The following is a 20,481-nucleotide window of genomic DNA, read 5'->3' on the forward strand; positions in this document are numbered from 1 at the left end:
GAATAAATGTTTTCCAGTTCTCCCGCATTAGCCGTCTGCTCTACAATATGATCCAGCTCTCCAGCCGTCAGTCCTTGGAAGGACAAGTCGCTTGGTGTCAGCTCCGGCAACTCTTTACCCACACAGTGAGCCAATATCTCACGTAAGCCCTCCTGCAACAGATCAGCCAGCTTTTTGATTGATTTTTTCATAAACATTTTGTTGCTGTAGCTGATCGTCAGTTCCAGTGCACCGTCCGTGATCATGCCGTTGATATCCAGAGCATACCGCTTGGTCAACGTGTCACTCATGGAAGCTCCGATGGAATAAGGAGACATGCGGAACGCATTATTCTTTAAATCCTGATCGAATTGTCCGAGATAGTTAAAGCTGATTTCTGGCTCGGCAACAAAAGCTGCTTCTCCTTCACCGCTAGCAAGATATCTCAAAATCCCGTATCCAATCCCTTTATGCGGCAAACGGCGCAGCCCTTCTTTGACGTTCTTGACACGCCGTCCTACATTCCGGTCCTCGTCCATATCAAGTACAACCGGGAATTGGCTGGTAAACCAACCGACCGTGCGCGTAATATCCATATCCGGCAAAATCGCTTCCCGTCCGTGACCCTCCAGATTTACAAGTACCTGACGGATGCCTGCCCACTCATAAATCGCAGTGCCCAGAGCTGTCAGTAAGAGGTCGTTCGCTTCCGTATTGTAGGCCCGATGAGCTTGTTTCAAGAATTGTTCCGTTTCTTCGACCGTCCACGCTACGGTCAGTGTTCGATCATCGCGAAGCTGTGGCTTGGCCTGAGATTTACGAGTGTAATCTTTTGGCAAGGATGCCTGGCTCTTCCCTACTTGCTCAATTTGCTCCCAATACGCACGCTCCTTCTCCAACGCTGCACTGCTCACATAAGCGGATAGCTGGTCTGCCCACAGACGGAAGGAATCCGTCTTATTCGGCAACCGGACAGACTCGCCCCGTAAAGCCTGCTCATAGCCGGTTGCCAAATCCTCCAGCAAAATACGCCAAGACACATCATCAACCACCAAATGGTGGATCGCCACCAGCAAATGGTCTCCATCGTTGCAACGGAACAGACCCAGCTTTACCAGCGGTCCTTCGGATAGATTCATTTTGTTTTGAATTTCAGTTGCTTTCGCCTCAATCGTCGCGCTCAGAATGGCTTCATCCGTCAAAGCCCTAAAGTCTAGCACGTCCAGATGATACAGCTCGCCTTCCTGTACTCCGCGGTTCCACGCTTGGTAGCCTTGCTCGGTCTTCCTGAATACCATCCGTAGTGCATCGTGATGCTCGGTCAACTGGATTAGCGCCTGATGCAAAGCAGCTTCGTCAAAGCCCTGCTCCCGGTGCAGCATAACCGCCTGATTAAAGTGATGCGCGTCTACATGCTCCTGTTCAAAGAACCAATGATGGATCGGAAGCAATGCCGTTTCCCCGCTCACTTCTCCCTGATCTGCCATACGACTTACCATAAACGGTGCCAATGCTGCGATGGTTGGACAGCGAAGCAGATCCTTCATATCCAGCTTGTAGCCTGCCTGGAACGCACGGGATACGATTTGAATCGCCTTGATGGAATCGCCGCCCAGATCAAAGAAATTGTCCAAAATACCTACAGTTGGCACGCCCAAGGCAGACTGCCAGATCGCCACGAGTGCCCGTTCCGGCGCGGTATGGGGCGCTTCATAATCCGCTCCGCTTTGCTGACTGCCTTCCGGTGCTGGCAGGGACTTGCGGTCGATTTTACCGTTCGGTGTCAACGGCATCTGCTCTAACTGAATGAAATACGACGGCACCATATAGCTTGGTAGCTCCCGCCCCAGCTCACTTCTCAGTTCACTGGCTTCCATTTCTTGACTGGCCACATAGAACGCCACCATTTGTTTTTGACCCGTTGTTTCGTCCGCACGGGCCACGACAGCCGCTTCTCGTACCGACTCCACCTGCAATAGCTGCGATTCGATCTCGCCCAGTTCGATCCGGTAGCCACGGATTTTAACCTGGTGATCCATACGTCCCAAATATTCAATATTGCCATCCAGTGTCCATCTCGCCAAATCGCCTGTACGGTACATCCGTTCATAGCCCTCTTTGCCTCCGGCAAACGGATTTTCCACAAATTTCTCTGCCGTCAGATCTTCGAGATTCCAATACCCACGGGCCAATCCTTCCCCCGCAATACACAACTCGCCCGGCATACCGACTGGCTGCAATTCCCAGCTCGCATTCATGATATAGATTTGGGTATTCGCGATCGGACGTCCTATATTAATTTCTTGAGCATGAGTCAGTTCCTGTACGGTCGACCAAACCGTCGTTTCTGTAGGTCCGTACATGTTATAAATACGGGGACCATTTATTTCTTGCAGTGCTGCGAGCAGCTTGAACGGAAGGGCTTCACCACCCACCATGATTTCCTTCACGCCTCGCAGCGCGTGGGAACCAGCTTCATGATCCAGCAGCATCTGTAGCCGGGATGGTGTCATTTGCAACATGTCTATAGAATGATGAGCAATCAACTCACCCAGCGCCTGAGGGTCCACCTGATGCTGATGGTCGCCAAGCACAACCGTCATTCCAGCCAACAGTGGCAAGATGGTTTCCAAGACGAAAATATCGAATGAAATGGTCGTGAGTGACAAAATGGTTTTGCCAGCTTCAAAGTCAATGATTTCATGCATCCCGGTAATAAAGTTCAGTACCGAACGATGCTGGAGCATAACTCCTTTTGGATTTCCGGTCGATCCAGAGGTATAGATGACGTAAGCCAAATGCTCTGGGCGAGCAATCGTCTCCAGGTTGTTGCTTTCTCCCTGATACAATGCTGCATCCTCAAGAAATATTGCATTGGCATTGCAATGATGCTCTTCCAACAGATCACGACTGGTCAGAAGCACTGCAGCCTTGCTGTCTTCAAGCATGTATTGAATACGAGATGACGGAAATTCAGGATCGATCGGCACATAAGCACCGCCTGCTTTTAGAACAGCCAGCAGGCCTACGATCATTTCCACGGAGCGCTGCATCATCAGGCCGACCAGCTTGTCAGGTCCTACTCCCTGTGCTTGAAGCATTCGTGCCAATGAGTTCGACCGTTCATTCAGTTCCCGATAAGTCAGACTCTGACTTCCAAACATAACCGCTGTCTGATCTGGTGTACATTCTGCCTGTTTCTCGAATAACTCATGAATCCCCACATCGTCTGGAAAGGGAACTGTGGTCGCATTAAATACATTCATAATTTGTGCCCGCTCTTTGTCACTCATCAGTGACAACTCCTGAATCCGCTGCTGTGGCCCTTTCACCATATGCTCTACCACACTCAAGAATTGACGAATAATTCGAGCGATTTCCTGCTCGCTGAACAGCTCGGTCCGATAATCCAGTTGCAATACAAGTTTATCGTCATCCAGCATATCAATCATGGCAATATCAAAGTCACTCACTGTATCTCCGCAGAAATCGGTATGCACCTGCTGAACAGCTTCATCAAAACGATAGAAGCTCAGCGTACGGTACTGAATGGTAACGCCAAACAGGCGGCCAATATCCGTGCCGCTTTGTTGTTCACGCAAATCCTGTATGATTTTGTTATACGGATAACGCTGATGCCGCAAAATGGACGACTGCTCCTTGCCAACACCCTGTAGGAAAGTAAGCAGCTCGGATTCCGGCTCAACTTGCAAACGTGTAGCCACAGTGCTGACGAACATGCCCATTGTATTTTTTTCCTTCTTCAACGTACGGTTAGCATACAATGTACCAACCGTTAAATCTTGTTCACCTGTCGTTTTATGTAAATAAATATACAGAGCAGCCAGGAAAAATGTAAAAATACTGATGTTATGCGCCTCGCAAAAAGCCGTGACACCACGATATAATTCGTGCTCCAGTGTATAGGTCTCCCGGCGTGCAGCCGTGCTTACTGTGAGCGGATTATACGATTTTAAACCTGTAACCTCCGGCAAATTGGAAAATTTCTCCGTCCAGTACATCTTATCCTTTTGATAGCGGTCCGATTGCTCATAGCTTTGCTCCGTCTGAATAAAATCGAGATATGAGTTCGCTGGGGCCGGCGCATCTGAACCTGTACCATGCACAATATTCATATAATTCCCCGTAATTTCATTAATGGCCTGCTCCATGGTAACGCCATCCGAAATAATATGATGCATCTTGAAACTAAACCAGGTGTCTTCTGCCCCCAGCTGCAAAATAGTAAACCGATACAGCTGCGAATCCAGTAAGGGGAACGGCTGTGCGTTGTGATGGCTGACCCATAGCTCAGCTTCCTCCGGGGTAACCTGAAGCGTTTCTATGCTTTGAGCAGCAAACGGTTCCACATATTGATAGGGGATGCCATCCCGAGCCGTGATTTTGATACGAAAAGAATCGTTTTGTGCAATCACCCGGTTCATTGCCTGCTGCAATGCATTTATTCGAACCGTTCCCTTGATTTTAACAGTGGTAATAATCGTGGACGTGTTGCGATTGGGATACACAAGCTCCGTGTACCAAATACGTTGCTGTGGTTGGCTTAATGCAAACAGTTGAACATTGTGCTGAGTCATACGTATCTCTCCTCGCGAAATAGATAGAGGTAAAGTAACTCCTCATAAATGACCGCCCTTGTCAAGGAACTAGTCATGCGTGTCTTTTCTCCGGCATTAAATTGCCAATGGTAGTCGGCAAAAGCGATCACTCCTGATATACCATTGAGATATGGGTGCCTTCAAAGAGCTGAATTTGAATCGAAACAAGCGCATCTTCTTTTCATCGCTCACACTTTCGCAGTGCAAGCTTTTTTAGTTGTGCGGACATAGCAAATAACTCTGACTCTGGATGTATGAAAATGTGCATGGAATGAGAATATTTTTGAATTATGCTGAGAGTGCATCTTGGTGGTGGGTTGTAGAATGGTTGCCACAATATTAACAACGTAGTGTATCATGATGTGTGCTGTCGAATCTTGGCTGGAGGGTATCGATGCTGTGAGATACATGAGCTGCTGCAGCGTGGTTAGGAGCGTGATTCACGACTGCGCTTATGACTTCCTGATTTTGTACATGGATGAAAAATGATGGTCATCGGACGGGCCAACGGGGTTCCCAGGCTGCTAAGGATACGTTTCACATACCTTAAAAATAATGAAGTTGTCTTTTGCAATACGGGAGATGTGGGACGGATTTACTGGATATGATGCTATGGACAGGGAATCTTACAGTTTGGCCTATACAACTGCCATGCTGTTTCAATTACAATCAGTGCCCCCATACATTGTCTAAAAAAGAGAACAGCTTATGTACTTATGAAGCCATTTCGGGAAGCAGTGAGGGCATGTTGTCCTGCTTGATGTCCATGGAGCTTCTGTTGAACAACTTCTATGTTCTGCAAGCCATTAAGCAAAGTCCTCATATCGGGCGAAAATAACTGGATCTTCTCAGTCAGATAGATCACGATTTTTAAAAACTAAGACATGATCGGAGTCGCCATATAAATTTCTCAAATCCTCTTATTGCCCAAAATTTCACAATAAATCCTTATATCCCTTTTTTCCTCCCAATACTTTCTAGCTATTTTAAATATACAAACTTTAAAACCGATTAGCATGGGACAAAAGTTCCAAATTGATAGATTTCATGAAATCCATAAATAACCCATATTATTCTATTATTTTTATATCTTCAAATACAATAATTTCACTTTTTTTATTAAATTGAATACCGATCATGACCCGTTAACGTGATTTAAGACAAAATTTTTGATTTTATAAATTGATAAAATCAAAATGACGTAGACTTGCAAAAAAGTCCAAAACCCTTGTATCAAAACAAATTTTACGTTACACATCATTAACACAAATGTAACAAATCAATTCTGACATCATCCGACAAATTTCAACTTTTTCAGCAATATTCTTTAATCACCTATATAATGGAATTTATTCACATCAAGCTGAAGTGATTCAAAATTAATAACTCTTCATTTTTTAAATAGATAGTGACTTTTCATAGCTCTTTTGAACTAATTCACATGCAAAATTTTCTTTAATTTTCTTCTGAAATTTCAGTTCAGATTAAATTTTTCTCTAATTTTAGCTAGAAACTTTGCTTTTTATTTAATAGAAACGTTTTGATCTTCCTTTAAAAGTATAAATTTTTAGAAAAATCATAACTATGGAACTATTTTTTTCGCAAAATTCAATGAACCGGAAACATAAAAATAGCAAGTCTCCATGTTGCAAGAGACTTGCTATTTTTATGTTTTGGCGACTTGACCCTTAAGAATGAAGTGAATACTGCCACAGCGAACGTACCAGAAACATTTGTTGTGTGATGTATACTGTGTACGAATCGAATCGTTTTTGTTGCCGAGCGCATCACAACCGATTGAGCTTCTGCCCTGTGATCAGACATGGAACAAATCCTTTGCAACCACTCACCAGATATCCAGACAAACAATCGTATATCACGTCTTTTAGATGACAAGGGATTCCCGCGGCTGTCCACATTAACCGATTCAAACTGGTGCGAGAACTGAACCGGATAATCAGAGCTTGGCTTCTACGCCTACTTTGCTGCAATAAGAATCGTTCTTCACCCATCCACTACATCTGCTTGTAAATCTGTTGCAATTTCAATCATCTTAGGCACGACAGCCTCATTGGAAATAGCCACGTACACATCCCCCATGTAATGACGAAAAGGTATTTCTACGTCAGCATACTTCCACATGAAAAAATCTCCCTCGATCGACATGGTGCTCTCAGCACCTTGTATGATAAGCTCCCGTGAATACGAAAAGTCTGGCTGGGATGCAAAGTAATCTTTGCACTCCTCCAGGGAAATGGATTGCTCCACAGGATTTTCCTGCATGGAACGGGTGATTCGAAAACGCTGGTTCATTGATCTGCCTCCACAATTATGATTAAGAAATTCTGACTCTTATACCTTATAATGTCCACATGATGATGTTAATTAAGTTGGAACTATATGGATATTCATTATACTTTCAAGCAGTTACTTTTTAGGACGCATGTTCAAACTGACTGTTGTATAGATCGGCATAGAAGCCGCCTTTTGCTAGCAATTCCTCATGGTTACCCATTTCGATAATGTCACCGTCCTTCATGACCAGAATCAGATCCGCATTCTTGATCGTCGAAAGTCGGTGAGCAATCACAAAGGAGGTTTTCCCCACAGTCAGCTGGTCCATCGCTTGTTGAATCAGCAATTCCGTACGCGTATCGACCGAGCTTGTGGCCTCATCCAGAATGAGCATAGGTGAATCTTCAATCATCGCCCTTGCAATGGTAATCAATTGCTTTTGACCCGCAGAGAGATTGGCTTTGTCATCCAGAACTGTATCATATCCCTGCGGCAGTGTTTTAATGAAACTGTGCAGTCCCACCGCTCTACATGCAGCTTCTACCTGCTCATCAGTAACATGATCTTTGGAAAAGACGATATTGTCACGAATCGTTCCTTCGAACAGCCAGGTATCCTGAAGCACCATACAGAATAATTCATGAATATTCTCACGCGTTAATTGGCTGATCGGGGTTCCGTCAATGTAGATTTCTCCATCGTTCAGCTCATAAAACCGCATGAGTAAATTCACGAGCGTGGTCTTACCAGCGCCTGTCGGACCGACAATGGCGACTTTCTGACCAGCTTTAGCTTTCATAGAGAAGTCTTTGATAATCATATGGTCTTCGTTATAACCGAAACGAACACGTTTGAATTCAACATCCCCTTTGGCGTTATCCAGCTTCATAGTCTTGTCACTTTCATCCGCCAGTTCTTCTTCACCCAAAAATTCGAATACACGTTCACTGGCAGCGGCCGCCGATTGCAGATTGGTTGCAGCCTGTGCCAGCTGTGACAAGGGCTGTGTAAACAGACGAATATACACCATGAAGGCGACAATAGTTCCGATGGTTATAGTCTGTTGGTTGACCAGCAAAGCTCCCACAACACAGACCGCGACATAACCAAAATTTCCAATGAACATCATGACTGGCATCATCAGACCAGACATGAACTGGGACTTCCATGCATTTGTATATAAGCGGGTGTTAATGCCATGAAACACTTCCTTGGCTGCTTGTTCCCCGTTATAGACCTTGACTACGTTATGACCAGCATAGGTTTCTTCGATATGACCGTTGATCTGGCCAAGCTCCGCTTGCTGTGCTACAAAATATTTCTGTGAATGCTTCATAATCACGCTCATCAGGCTAAAGCCGATCAGCGTAGCTACAATTCCGGTAACGGTCATGATCCAGTTCGTATACAGCATCATAATCAAAGCACCCACAAAGGTAGCCAGCGCACTAACAAGCGTGCCGAGACTGTTGTTTAGCGTTTGTCCGATGGTATCGACATCGTTTGTTACGCGGCTAAGCACATTACCGTAACTCGTAGAGTCAAAATACTTCAAAGGCATATGATCGATTTTTCGAGACAGCTCTGTTCGCATCTTCTTTGTAAGACGCTGTGAGACGGTTGCTGTAATGAAGCCCTGAAAATAGTTAAAAATAAGACCAAATCCATATAAAAGCGCTAATACAAAAATAATCTTCTGAACAGCACTTACATCAATCCCGGTTACGATTCCTTCCTGAATCAGGTTGGCAATATCACTGAGCTTATCTGGGCCAATCACGTTGAGGGTAGAGCCGACCAGGGCCAGTACCATAGCGAGTATAATCATAGGCACATAGGCCTTGCTGTAGGATGCAAGCTGGCTGATGGTCTTTTTAAAATTATTTGCTTTTTCACCACCACCCCTGCCCCCCGCGGGACCTTTGCCCATGGGACCTGGCTGATTCATTTTCATTTGCTGGCTGTCGACGGTGTGTTCATTCTTATCCATGTATGAGTTCCTCCTTCGAAAGCTGCGAATATGCGATCTCCTGATAGGTGCTGCAGTTCGTCATCAGCTCTTCATGCGTGCCACTCCCTACAATCTCCCCCTGGTCCAGCACGATAATTCGGTCAGCGTCTTTGATAGTGCCTATGCGCTGACCAACAATAAGTGTCGTAGCGTGGCCGGTTTCTTTTTTGAGAGCGGAGCGCAGAATCCGATCTGTTCTGTAATCTAGTGCCGAGAAGGAATCATCGAAAATATAAATTTCCGGCTGTCGGTAGATGGCACGCGCAATCGACAGCCGTTGCTTTTGACCACCGGACACGTTCGCTCCACCTTGCGAAATTCTACCCTGATACTGACCATCCATTTTTTCAACAAACTCCGTTCCTTGAGCAATACCAACGGCTTCTTTGACGAGTTTCTCTGAAGCTCCTGCTCTTCCGTTAACACCATACGAAACGTTGGATACCACCGTACCGTTGAACAGTACAGCTCTCTGGGGAACATATCCGATTTTGTTATGGAGTGCCTGCTGATTATAGTTCCTGACATTCACACCGTCCACGAGTACCTCTCCCTCGGTCACATCATAGAAGCGGGGAATTAGATTGATCACGCTGGTTTTGCCGCTGCCTGTAGCGCCAATAAAGGCAACCGTCTCGCCTCGTTTCGCCGTAAAGCTAATATTGCGAAGCACGGCCTCCTCCGCGTCCGGATATTTGAAGCTGACATTACGGAATTCCACTTGCCCCATAACGCTTTCTTCTCCAGTCGTCTCATGCCCGTTAACGATACTGGATTCGGTATTCAAAACCTCCATGATCCGTTTGGCAGAAATCGAAGCTCGAGGCATCAGGAAGAAAATCATACTTACCATCATAAAGGCCATGACCACCTGCACCGCATAAGAGGAGAATACGACCATATTAGAGAATAGCGTAATGCGGTCCGGCACGGCCGCTCCGTTAATCAGGTAAGTGCCAACCCAATAGATCGAGACACTCAGACCCGACATAATAAAGGTCATACCCGGGCCAACCATTGCCATTAACCGGTTCGCAAACAGGTTTGTATTCGTCAATTCGGCATTAGCCTGCCCGAACTTCTCCTCCTGATACTGATCTGCATTATAAGCGCGCACCACCCGAAGCCCGGTCAGATGCTCACGTGTTACTCTGTTCAGATTATCGGTGAGACGTTGGATTTTTTGGAAACTCGGAAGAGCGAAAATAACAATGACACTCAGCATCAGGATCAGGACAGCCACAGCCACTCCTGTAGAGGCGGTCCACTGCCAGTTTTTATCCGCAATTTTTGCAATGGCCCACACGGCCAGAATCGGCGCCTTGATGATCACCTGCAGCCCCAGCGCAACCACCGTTTGAATTTGGGTAACATCGTTCGTGGAGCGGGTGATAAGGCTGGCTGTTGAAAAGTTGTTCATCTCTTCCATGGAAAAAGATAAGGCCTTGTCAAAGACCATCGCACGCAGACGCATGGCCAGCCCTGCCGCGACCTTTGCCGCAAAATAGCCGACAATAATAGATGCAATCATACTGCCGACGGCACAAAACAACATGTAACTGCCGGGAATCAGCAGTTCGGACATAGGTGTTCCTTCTGTTTGCAGCTTGGTCGTAATTTCCGCCATATAATCAGGTAGCTTCAGATCAAGCCAAACCTGCACAACGATGAAAGCCAGGCTGCAAAGCACGAGCATCCATTCATTTTTTTTGAGATATTTGAATATCTTTAGCATTCCGTTGCTCTCCTTTTATCTGATAGTCTTTGATGTCTGGTGAAGTATGGTGCTCCTGCGTCTGCATAGAAATTCAGCTTCTAGAGACAATAAGCTTAATGAGCCGGATCAGTTCTTTGGCATCCTGTTCGTCTAACTTTCGAAGAACATTCTCGGTCCATGTGATTCCTTCCTTATGCCTATCAATCATAAATTGCTTACCTGAATCCGTAATGAATACAATCACCTTACGTTTGTCATTGACATCAGTACGCCGTACAACTAGTCCTTTCTTCTCAAGGCTCTTCAGTGCCGTTGCTACTCGTCCCGTACTGACGGACAAGTATTCGCTCAAGTGGCCAGAGGTAACCCCGTCCTTATTGAAATTCAGACAAATGAGAATCCCCATTTCGCCACGTGAGAAGTGCCCTCGTTCCTCTAATGCTGGTTTCCGCGATTTGACGATATACTCGAATAGTTCTGTCGCTAATGCTTTATAATCCAATGGTCACAACACCTTCTCGCTAATACCTTATAGTATGAGATAATTAATCTTATAGTATAAGATAATAATAATGTTGGGTTACAAAGTCAATTAGAGAAAATATGGAATACAAAAAATCCTCCGTAACCAGCTTGTATTTTCACCAAATTTTCCACACAAAAAGTTCAATGGAAATGCCAAAAACTCGAGGAGTGGTTTGCAAGGCTTTTACCAACCTTCACTTCTAACATTGATAGCTACATTGCATTGTAACGTCCATGGTATGAATAACCATCTTATAGTGCCACATATCACAACACCTAAGAGCTAAAACCGAATCTCATCTTATGTATCTTCCTCTGACATGCTCTCTGTGGTCGCATAGTTCATTGAATTAGACCTTCTGTAGAGTACCTTGATAGAGTACTTTACAAAAGGTCTAAAGGACGTACTTTTTTCGCTTAATCGACCATTTCCATTTCAAAGTCTTTTATCGTTGCATTCGGTCTTAAAATCTTTTCCTGGTCAAATATAGCTAGCGGTTCACCACCATTTTAACTTTGACAGGCCAATTATGATTAGCAAGAGCTCAGTCTTAGAACCCTGTAGTATACTGTGTAGGGATTGCAGTTTCTTTTTTCAATTTTGATGCGGCTTCCAGTGACCAATAAGGATTTCTCAACATCCCTCTACCCACAGCAACCAGATCGGCCTCTTCATTTCCGATAACTGCATTCGCCAATATTGGATCTTCTAGTCTTCCAACGGCCATCACTGGAATATCCAAAGCTTCTTTGATCTCTTTTGCTAAGGGGACTTGATACGCTGCGTGAGTTCCTGGTCTGCCCCATGCAGCTATAGGTCCCTCACCGCCAGATGAAATATCAAACATATCTACTCCTGCCTTTTGATATTCCTTGGCAAAAGCAATGCTTTCCTTAATACCATATCCACCTTCTACGTATTCTTTGGCAGAAATACGCATCAAGAGCGGCATATCTTCTGGCATTTCACCCTTCGCTGCCTGGATGATTTCCCGACCAAAAAGGGTAAGGTCTTTACCATATTCATCTTCCCGTTTGTTCGTAAGCGGCGAATGAAATTGATGAACCAAATAGCCATGTGCACCATGAATTTCAATGCTGTCGAATCCAGCCTTGACAGCGCGAGCTACAGCAGCACGAAATTTCTCAACCAGGCCTTTAACCTCTTCTGTTGTAAGCGCGCGAGGTTGTTTTGAATTTTCATCAAATGCAATAGCAGATGGTGCTACAGGAACTTCAGCATCTTCCGCCTTGCGTCCGGCATGCGCGATCTGGATTCCCACTTTGGCACCGTAGCTATGACAAGCATCTACAATCCGTTTGAGAGCAGGAATCTGCTCATCTGACCATAAACCAAGATCAAAATCGGAGATACGACCATCCGGCTCTACATCTGTCATTTCAATTATGATAAAACCAGCTCCGCCTACTGCACGGCTAACATAGTGCATATAATGCCAATCTGTGGCAACCCCGTCCTTTTTGTCAACCGAGTATTGGCACATTGGAGGCATAACTACGCGATTTTTCAATTCCAAACCTTTAATTGTATAGGGACTAAATAAATCTTTCATGTGAGAAAGACTCCTCTCTGAGTTATATTAGGAAATACAACAACAAAATGCATGCACACGCATATATACTAACATGTTTGTTTCATTTGTCAACTCTAAGCATGATTTCAAAACTTCAAAGTAAGATTACGTCATTTACTCGTTTGTTGTAGTAAGCCACTTCTTCGTCTATATCGTAAAACCGGCATTGCCTGACCACGTAGTCATCGGAGCCATACGCTATTCTTCATAGTGATCCCGCTTTTTAAATTAATTAATGCACATTTTGATTGCTTATTTTTCAAAAAAATACGTGGATGATTTGAATAAACTGTGAGCGCTTCTGGTTTCCACTAGGAAGCGCTCGTACTGTATATTAATTTTTGATGTGGAGGAAAATCTACATTCTCATGCTCTCCATAAAAAAGCTCAATGCGTTGGACACCCACTTCTTGGGATGAAGAACAAGCTGAATTTCCAGCTTGAGCTCGGCATGCTCAAAGGGTAACACCTTCAGCTCTTCCCGTTCAATCTCCTCCAGCGCAGCCATTAGAGGTAGAATGGATATACCCTCTCCAGTCTTGATGCTCCGTTTGATCGCTTCCGGATTACCCAGCTCTAGGCTTACGCGATAGGTGATTCCATTTGCTCGAAGCACTCTCTCCAGCAGTTGTCTGTAGTTGCACGTATGCTCGGGCATAATCCACTCCGCATCCACCAGATCATCCAGGCCTATTCGCTCTTTAGCGATAAGCGGATGGTTCGGATGGACAATCAGCACAAGCGGTTCTTCTCGAATCGTAATCCACTGCAAGGCCGGATTGCTTGAATCGTCCGCGAGGATCAGTCCAACATCGGCCTCCCCTTCCCTGACCTGGTGCAAAATCATCTCTTCGCGATCCGTATGCAATCGTATGTTTAGATCAGGGTATTCTTTGCGAGTTGCCTGCATAAACGGCGGCAGAAAATACGAAGCGATGGAATCCATAGTACCGATCGTCATAGAGCCGCCGCCCTGCTTGGCCAATTTTTCTTTCGATTGCTCGAAAAGCTCCAGCATTTGTCCAGCAAGCTTGAACAGTTCTTCCCCGGCAGAGGTAAGACGAATCTTGTTGTTGCTGTAGCGTTCGAACAATTTGACTTGATACGTTTTCTCCAGCTTCTGAATCTGGGTCGTGACGCTGGATTGTGCGTAACCGAGCACTTCTGCTGCTCTCGTAAAGCTTTCACGAATAGCAACTTCCCGAAATGTCTGAAGATAAATGAAATCCATTCTGGCCACCCCATCGAAAATTTTGATTAGAATCATCGCTTATTATAGATAACTCCGATGCTGTCTCCTATGTTACATTAGATTTAATTCAACGGGAAGGGATAACTGGTGATGATGAACGAACAACATATTCATGGGATTTTCATACCGCTGATTACACCTTTTACGCGTGACTATAAGTTGGACATCGATTCGTACCGGAAGTATGTTACCTATCTTGCAGGCCATGACATTCAGGGTCTGGTTGTTAACGGTACGACAGGAGAGTCGCCAACCGTATCCTGGGATGAAGTAAAGCAAATGGTACAGGTGACGCAGGATGTTCTGAAGAGCATGAACAAAACCATTCCGATCGTCATTGGCACTGGAACGAACGATACCTATTCAACGGTGCATCGGACGGAAATGGCGGCTGAATTAGGAGCGGATGCAGCCATGGTGGTCACTCCGTATTACAACCGACCGACGCAGGAAGGGATCTTGGAGCATTTCCGTGTCGTATCTCGTGTAGGCCTGCCTGTGCTTGTATATGAGATTCCGGTTCGCACGGGCAGTCGCATGACAATAGATACCATACGCAAGGTGCTGGACCTGGATGGCGTAATTGGGCTCAAGGACAGCACGGGCGGTCTTGATCTGCTCTTAAAATTGACCCAGTACGAGACCAAGCCTGTCCTCTGCGGAGAGGATGCCTATTTCCATGCCATGCTATGTCAGGGAGCTGCCGGCGGTATGCTTGCATCCGCTCATCTCAATATCCAGAAGTATGTGGATACGTACCAACGTTTTGCAGCTGGCGACATGAACGGGTCGCGAGACAGTTTTAAGCTACTGGAACCGCTGATCCAGCATGTATTTGCAGAGCCAGCCCCGGCCGCGATCAAGTGGTGGCTTACCCAGCAAGAAATTATTGCCGCCGAGCAATTGCGCCTGCCACTTATGCCACTGTCGGATCAGGTGAAGCAAGGTCTCCTGAATTCAATCGTATCCTGATAAATCAGCTTATCTCAGACTACCCAATCATAACGTAGAAGAAGCATCTCCTAGTCAGGAGATGCTTCAATTTTTAGCCGGAACTGGCGCCCTTCTGAAAAACGAATTTAAGAAGATACCTTCTATACTAGAACGCTATAAGTTACTGGTCTAAAATTGGTGAAGATGAATGTAGCACATAGCAATTTGATGTTTGAAGACGTGTCTTCTATCGAGCTTAAAATGTCCGAAAGATCATTGCGTTGCTTGATCCCCACCCAACCCTAACTGTCTGTCATCAAGATACATTTTTTGCAAGTCCCTCAATCTGAAAAGCTCACAAGCAATAGCTGGATGGTTGCTAGTAAATCCAGTTGCAGCATTAAGGGAATTCTTTGTGTACGCGAAATCATTGCAAAAAGAAGCTGCCGATGAATTTCATCGACAGCTCTTCTCTTTTACGCAGTATACTCCTCAATCCTATTCGCTGGACAACTCCTTGAGCGATTTGACTTTACCATGGGGATGCTGTTCTTGCTTTCGTGACTTCCAGGCTGCTTCTTTCCTTTTCTTCTGGTGAGCCATAACAGATATCCTCCTTTGGAAATTGTGATGTATACTACTTTCTTAAGTTGTCATTTCTCAGCTCTGTTCATTCATAAAACTAAATTCGCTGGATTTTTGGAATAACTCAGGGTGTAATCTGGATAAGCCAACTAGCCTTCTTGGAAGCGAGAAATGTAGCTGCATGTGGAATCGGCCGATAAGAGGATTTAGTACATATAACTGCGCCCGCAAGATTGGAAGGAGCAGTAGAAGGCTATTTGTCGGCTGAACCACTATAAACTGTGCTTAATTTCGATGTCGCCCTAATACCATTGGGACCTTCAATAATAATACGACCTTGTTCCGTAAAACTTGTTCCTTCCCAGTCAGTAGCCATATCCAAATAATCGAGACCCGCGCTGTTTCCTTTCCAAGACCATGCTAGATAACCTACCCCCTTTTGCTCAGCGTAACTCATAATGGTAGCCTCATCAACATCACCGCTCGTATGCTTGATGCCGAATTCGCCAATCACAAGAGCCAGGTTTTTATTCAGTACATTATCCATGTTGCTTTTTACTGTAGCAGCATTTCCACCGGCATATTCATACATATGAATAGAGAACATCGTATTTTTAAGCGGATCTGCATTAAAGACTTCTGTTCCGTAGTCAAAAATAGATTGCGGATACTGTCCCCATCCTGCTCCGTCAACCATGATTGTGTTTTTGATGCCGGCATTTCTAAGCTTGGGTATAACAGACTTATAGCCTTGCGCCCAGCCTCCGCCATCCCATGTTCCATACCATTCGTTCGCAATATTGAGGATAACGGTGCTTTCTTTTCCAATGAGTGCACCTTTCATTTCAATCCAGTAATTCGCAATATTATTCAATACAGTAGCGCTATCAGACCCTGTACCATCATGTACTTCAAGGACAACAACCAATTTGTTTTGCTCTGACAAAGTGATTAAATTCTGTAACTCAGACAGATTGTTTTTTGTCCATTGCTGACCATCCGACAGTACGATTCTGATGGTGTTCGCTCCCGTTCTCGCAATGGCAGGGATCGCTGCTGACTCTTGACCCTTATACCATGTATAAGCGTGATTGATTCCTCTCATTACGAACGGATTTCCGTTGGCATCGTACAGCGTTGTTCCGTTAATATAAAAGCCTGTATTCTCAGAGGTAGCATTTGTCGTCACATTTGTGATATTGCTTGTTGTTGAAACATTCCCTGCCGTATCCCTGGCTTTTACTGTGAAGCTATACGTTGTATTGGCGGTAAGTCCTGTCACCGTATAACTTGTCGTGTCGGTTGAATCGACTAATGTTGTTCCATTATACACATCGTAGCTGGTAACCCCTACATCGTCTGTTGAAGCATCCCATATAAGACTTACCGAAGTGTTTGTTTTGGAAAAGCTTTTCAGGTTCGCTGGTGCCGTTGGTGCTGTCGTATCAGCGGTGGATTCGACAAGCGTAAACTTCCATTTCTGCTGATCATTTCCGTTATCCACCCATTGCTGTACATTTGCCCCATCATTAGTATAACCCCCGATTACATCCAGCGCTTTACCGCTAGATTTAACGAGCAACTTATAATATCCGCCGCCGACGCTAATAATCTTCCACTTTTGATTAGATAAGTCGTTGTCTGTCCATTGCTGCACATTAGCACCATCTTCGAGAGAACCTCCAGCTACTGTTAATGCTTTACCGCTGGATTGCACAATCAGTTTATAGTATCCATCGCCAACGTCGATCACTTTCCATTTCTGCTGGGGTCTGCCGCTGTCCGTCCACTGCTGCACCTTGGCTCCATCGGCAGTGGAGTTTCCTGCTACCTCTAGGTTTTTTCTGCTATGTTGTGCTGTTAGTTTATAAATTTCACCTGAAACAATACTTGTGTCGGATGCGCTAGTGTTCACATCAATCACATTGCTTGCAGCCGACGCGTTCCCAGCAGCATCTCTGGCTTTCACATAAAAGCTGTACGCCATGTTAGCTGTTAAGCCGGTAACGATAAAGGACGTAGACGCACTGGAGCCTATGAGGTTTGATCCGTTGTAGATGTCGTATTCGGCAACCCCTACATTGTCTGTAGATTCCGTCCACTCTAAGCTTACCGTCGTATCAGATATAGAGGAACTAGTCAGGCCGGAGGGCGCTGTTGGAGGTGTGTTATCCCCCGGTTCGTCGGCTGAATGCACCTCGAATTCCCAGAGGGAATATCCGTAGCCAGTAGCCCTTTCGATGCCGTTCATTCTTACATACCTTGCGTTTGTTGCTTCGAAAGATATCTTCTCAATTCCTCCCTCTCCAGTCGTAGTGGAATAGACGGTAGCCCAATGATCATTATCCGTTGATGTTTGAACTTGGAAGGACTTCGCATAAGCCGCTTCCCAGTTAAGCGTAACCCCATTGATTTCGGTAGTATTGCCGAGATCTACACTTATCCACTGTGGATCTGAATATTGTGAAGACCATCTAGTTAGCGAATTCCCGTCAATCGCAAAATCAGCCGCCTTACTCGAATCTTCGACGGAGCTTGCAGTTGCCGATTTGGTGAGAACAAGGCTTTCGGAAGCGCTCACATTTTTGATCGGCAACAGACTAATAAGCAGACCAAACAAAATCAAACATGTTATGGTTTTTTTCATCTCAAAACCTCCAATTCATATAAATAAACAACTGCTTGATTAGTCCTGTATTATTCATCTTGAAGTTCACTAATTTACCTAAATTGTCTTTTCTAGGTCGACCCTCCCTTCATAGTTTTCTATTCAAATCTTCATCCCAAAGGCTTAATAAAGGCTCCTCCTTTAACCGCTTTCATTTAGAGTTACATCACTTATTTCGCTTCGATTGATTTTCTATATCGTCCTCCAGAGATAAAATTCATCAAAGCGACCTAAAGCATATATATTTTTGTCCTCCAGCACTATTCCTTGATTAATAAAAAGTTTTAAAATCTATTTGAAAAACTCATAACAATGCGCCTGAATCATGCAAATTATTTAATAGCTGTTATTGTAACTCCCTAAAAGAAACGTTTTTTAAAGAGACTATGAGCTAATGATCAATTATTCAGCAAATGAAGCAAGTGAACCGCCTTCCCACATTTCCCACTAATTCAGTGTCAAACCATCATTATAAAGATTATAGGCACCTTTGAAGGCTTACTATAAATTTTATCCAAAACAAAAAAGCCGCCAAAATGGCGACTTCTTATGCGTATATATTGTTGTCTCTCCTTGCAGTGCTGATGATGTTAACCAAGCCATAGTGAACAAAATAGCCTATACTTAACACACTCCATTCCAGTCATCCCCTTTGTCCAAACGCTCTCTAGGCTCTAACCTCACTTCTGGCAATCCTGGATAAACAGGCATTTCTTCATATATTGGGTAACCGATTTCAACGTACTTTTACATAATAAGACGCTTCTGTAATTAGTTTTAAGATCCATTATAGGGGATATTCGCCTAATGTGCAGCTTCCGAAAAGTACAAGCGGAGTAGAACCAGACAAACTGTAAGCAGATCATTGTTCTCTTATAATCCGTGTATGAACTTAGTTATTTAATATAGGTATCTCTCCAAGCAGATTTTTTAAATTAATAGAATCCCACGGCATATGCTCCGTTATACCTAAGCCAACTACATCTGTTTCTTCAGATAGTTCTCTAATCAGATTAAGTAGTTGGGGCATTTGCATTGTTCCCGCAGGAGAATAATTATAAGGTGCTTCAGGGTTGGCGAATAATAAAGAACGAAATGCTTTTGGGTCAAGCACATCTAAATCAAGGTGAATAGCCAGATGCTTAATGCCACTTTCTTTAATCCACTCTTTTATAGATTCAGTACTGTTTGTTAACTCTTGAGCTTCTGCAGTTTTAATCCCTAGTCTTTGAATCACTTCTGTATCTGGTTCTGTTGGTGCTATACCTAGTCTTTGAAACGCTTCTGAAATCACTTCTATTTCTTGCTCTGTAGGAGTTGCTAATCCTGCGATAAAAACATTTTCTGGTTTTAGAGGGATTTTCACATGCTTTGCGAATTCCTCATCTCCTTCTCCCAACAGATTTCCGAGCGGTAATGTATGTCCGTTATCATAGCCTACATATCTAACTAAATCACTGTGAGCATCGATCCAAATTAAACCTAATTCCCCACCATATCGTTCGTTTAAATAGGCAAATGGAGCTTGTTCCACTAAGCAGTCACCACCAAACATTACAATGCGATCTGGCTTATGAGCATCAATGATATGCTGAGCAGCCTCTAATTGTTCAAGTAGCTGTGTTCTCCCATTCATACCGTTTTCGTTTTCAAGTGGAGTTCCATCATAAGCTTGAACTGGAACATGAATAAGGGGTTGATCATTATCCGGAGCTAGCCAAGCAAGCAGTTCGGCTCCAAAAGAGTAATTAGGATTGTTTCCCCCTTGCCATTGTGGCATTAACAGGCGTATTGTTTTTTTAGTCATGTTATTCTCTCCTTTACTTCAAAAGTAAGGTTAGTATAAACTGAACACAAATAAAAACGTAGTACGCACTATTTTGATAGGTACTACCCGAAAGGATATTGTTACCATGAGTATGGCTGAATTTAAAGGTAAAGTTAAAAATATTCAAGATACACCTTTTGGTTATACAGTTTCATTGATTGGTGGTAAATGGAAAATGGTTATTATTTATCTTCTAGCCGAAAACCGAACCGTTCGCTTTAATGATCTGAAAAGACAGATAGGGGCTATTACTTATAAAACATTGAGTTCACAACTAAAAGAATTGGAAGCGGATGGTCTGGTAAATCGTAAAGAATATCCTCAAATTCCCCCTAAAGTCGAGTACAGTCTCACAGATAAAGCAGAAACGCTATTACCAGTTTTGGAAGGGTTATGTGAGTGGGGAACAAAAAACCAAAATAGTTAAATCCAGTTTTATACTAAAAAGCCCATATGCGAAAAGTATGCTGAAGA

At 44.3% G+C, this 20,481-nt stretch carries 12 protein-coding genes; 2 read left to right on the forward strand and 10 right to left on the reverse strand.

The window, feature by feature from the left end:
- The 7 genes from JOD82_RS27740 to JOD82_RS27770 form a co-directional block, all read right to left on the reverse strand.
- The coding region (locus tag JOD82_RS27740; RefSeq protein ID WP_209950336.1) for a non-ribosomal peptide synthetase at positions 1-4,577 on the reverse strand (4,577 nt) is incomplete at its 3' end.
- Positions 4,578-6,602: 2,025 nt separating this feature from the next.
- Positions 6,603-6,911: a hypothetical protein gene (locus JOD82_RS27745; protein WP_039275163.1), complete on the reverse strand. Its 309-nt coding sequence runs from the start codon at positions 6,909-6,911 to the stop codon at positions 6,603-6,605.
- Between the two features lie 121 nt (positions 6,912-7,032).
- Positions 7,033-8,883 carry an ABC transporter ATP-binding protein gene (locus tag JOD82_RS27750; protein ID WP_209950337.1) on the reverse strand — a complete coding sequence of 617 codons (1,851 nt, stop codon included), beginning with the start codon at positions 8,881-8,883 and terminating at the stop codon, positions 7,033-7,035.
- On the reverse strand, positions 8,876-10,639 hold the full coding sequence (locus JOD82_RS27755; RefSeq protein WP_039275165.1) for an ABC transporter ATP-binding protein: 1,764 nt from the start codon (positions 10,637-10,639) through the stop codon (positions 8,876-8,878). The genes JOD82_RS27750 and JOD82_RS27755 overlap by 8 nt, the downstream gene beginning before the upstream one ends.
- A 73-nt stretch (positions 10,640-10,712) precedes the next feature.
- The gene (locus JOD82_RS27760; RefSeq protein ID WP_069011340.1) at positions 10,713-11,123 is read right to left on the reverse strand and encodes a MarR family winged helix-turn-helix transcriptional regulator; all 411 of its coding nucleotides are present in this window, start codon (positions 11,121-11,123) and stop codon (positions 10,713-10,715) included.
- 574 nt (positions 11,124-11,697) lie between these two features.
- Complete coding sequence (locus JOD82_RS27765; protein WP_209950338.1) at positions 11,698-12,720, reverse strand: NADH:flavin oxidoreductase/NADH oxidase; 1,023 nt, start codon at positions 12,718-12,720, stop codon at positions 11,698-11,700.
- Positions 12,721-13,099: 379 nt separating this feature from the next.
- Entirely contained in the window at positions 13,100-13,972 is an 873-nt protein-coding gene (locus tag JOD82_RS27770; RefSeq protein WP_069011343.1) for a LysR family transcriptional regulator, read from the reverse strand.
- Positions 13,973-14,083: 111 nt separating this feature from the next.
- On the opposite strand from JOD82_RS27770, the gene dapA reads away from it, so the two are divergent.
- Positions 14,084-14,965: a 4-hydroxy-tetrahydrodipicolinate synthase gene (gene dapA / locus JOD82_RS27775; RefSeq protein ID WP_069011338.1), complete on the forward strand. Its 882-nt coding sequence runs from the start codon at positions 14,084-14,086 to the stop codon at positions 14,963-14,965.
- A gap of 459 nt (positions 14,966-15,424) precedes the next feature.
- Here dapA and JOD82_RS29440 read toward each other — a convergent pair whose 3' ends face one another.
- The 3 genes from JOD82_RS29440 to JOD82_RS27785 all read right to left on the reverse strand — a co-directional run bounded on the left by JOD82_RS29440 (position 15,425) and on the right by JOD82_RS27785 (position 19,986).
- Entirely contained in the window at positions 15,425-15,529 is a 105-nt protein-coding gene (locus tag JOD82_RS29440; protein WP_023988604.1) for a DUF6254 family protein, read from the reverse strand.
- Positions 15,530-15,764: 235 nt separating this feature from the next.
- Positions 15,765-18,158: a cellulase family glycosylhydrolase gene (locus tag JOD82_RS27780; protein ID WP_069011337.1), complete on the reverse strand. Its 2,394-nt coding sequence runs from the start codon at positions 18,156-18,158 to the stop codon at positions 15,765-15,767.
- A gap of 913 nt (positions 18,159-19,071) precedes the next feature.
- Positions 19,072-19,986, reverse strand: coding sequence for an arginase family protein (locus JOD82_RS27785; RefSeq protein ID WP_069011336.1), 915 nt, complete (start codon positions 19,984-19,986; stop codon positions 19,072-19,074).
- Between the two features lie 106 nt (positions 19,987-20,092).
- On the opposite strand from JOD82_RS27785, the gene JOD82_RS27790 reads away from it, so the two are divergent.
- Entirely contained in the window at positions 20,093-20,434 is a 342-nt protein-coding gene (locus JOD82_RS27790) for a winged helix-turn-helix transcriptional regulator (RefSeq protein WP_029518466.1), read from the forward strand.
- Positions 20,435-20,481: the final 47 nt, after the last annotated feature.

It is taken from the genome of Paenibacillus sp. 1182 (genome assembly GCF_017833915.1).
In the GTDB taxonomy this organism is placed as follows: Bacteria; Bacillota; Bacilli; order Paenibacillales; family Paenibacillaceae; genus Paenibacillus; species Paenibacillus polymyxa_D.

What these genes read in the sequence shown, in the direction of transcription:
- JOD82_RS27745 (WP_039275163.1), bottom strand. Translation starts at nt 6,911, where the DNA reads ATGAACCAGCGTTTTCGAATCACCCGTTCCATGCAGGAAAATCCTGTG.
- JOD82_RS27750 (WP_209950337.1), bottom strand. Translation starts at nt 8,883, where the DNA reads ATGGATAAGAATGAACACACCGTCGACAGCCAGCAAATGAAAATGAAT.
- JOD82_RS27755 (WP_039275165.1), bottom strand. Translation starts at nt 10,639, where the DNA reads ATGCTAAAGATATTCAAATATCTCAAAAAAAATGAATGGATGCTCGTG.
- JOD82_RS27765 (WP_209950338.1), bottom strand. Translation starts at nt 12,720, where the DNA reads ATGAAAGATTTATTTAGTCCCTATACAATTAAAGGTTTGGAATTGAAA.
- JOD82_RS27770 (WP_069011343.1), bottom strand. Translation starts at nt 13,972, where the DNA reads ATGGATTTCATTTATCTTCAGACATTTCGGGAAGTTGCTATTCGTGAA.
- dapA (WP_069011338.1), top strand. Translation starts at nt 14,084, where the DNA reads ATGATGAACGAACAACATATTCATGGGATTTTCATACCGCTGATTACA.
- JOD82_RS29440 (WP_023988604.1), bottom strand. Translation starts at nt 15,529, where the DNA reads ATGGCTCACCAGAAGAAAAGGAAAGAAGCAGCCTGGAAGTCACGAAAG.
- JOD82_RS27780 (WP_069011337.1), bottom strand. Translation starts at nt 18,158, where the DNA reads ATGAAAAAAACCATAACATGTTTGATTTTGTTTGGTCTGCTTATTAGT.
- JOD82_RS27785 (WP_069011336.1), bottom strand. Translation starts at nt 19,986, where the DNA reads ATGACTAAAAAAACAATACGCCTGTTAATGCCACAATGGCAAGGGGGA.
- JOD82_RS27790 (WP_029518466.1), top strand. Translation starts at nt 20,093, where the DNA reads ATGAGTATGGCTGAATTTAAAGGTAAAGTTAAAAATATTCAAGATACA.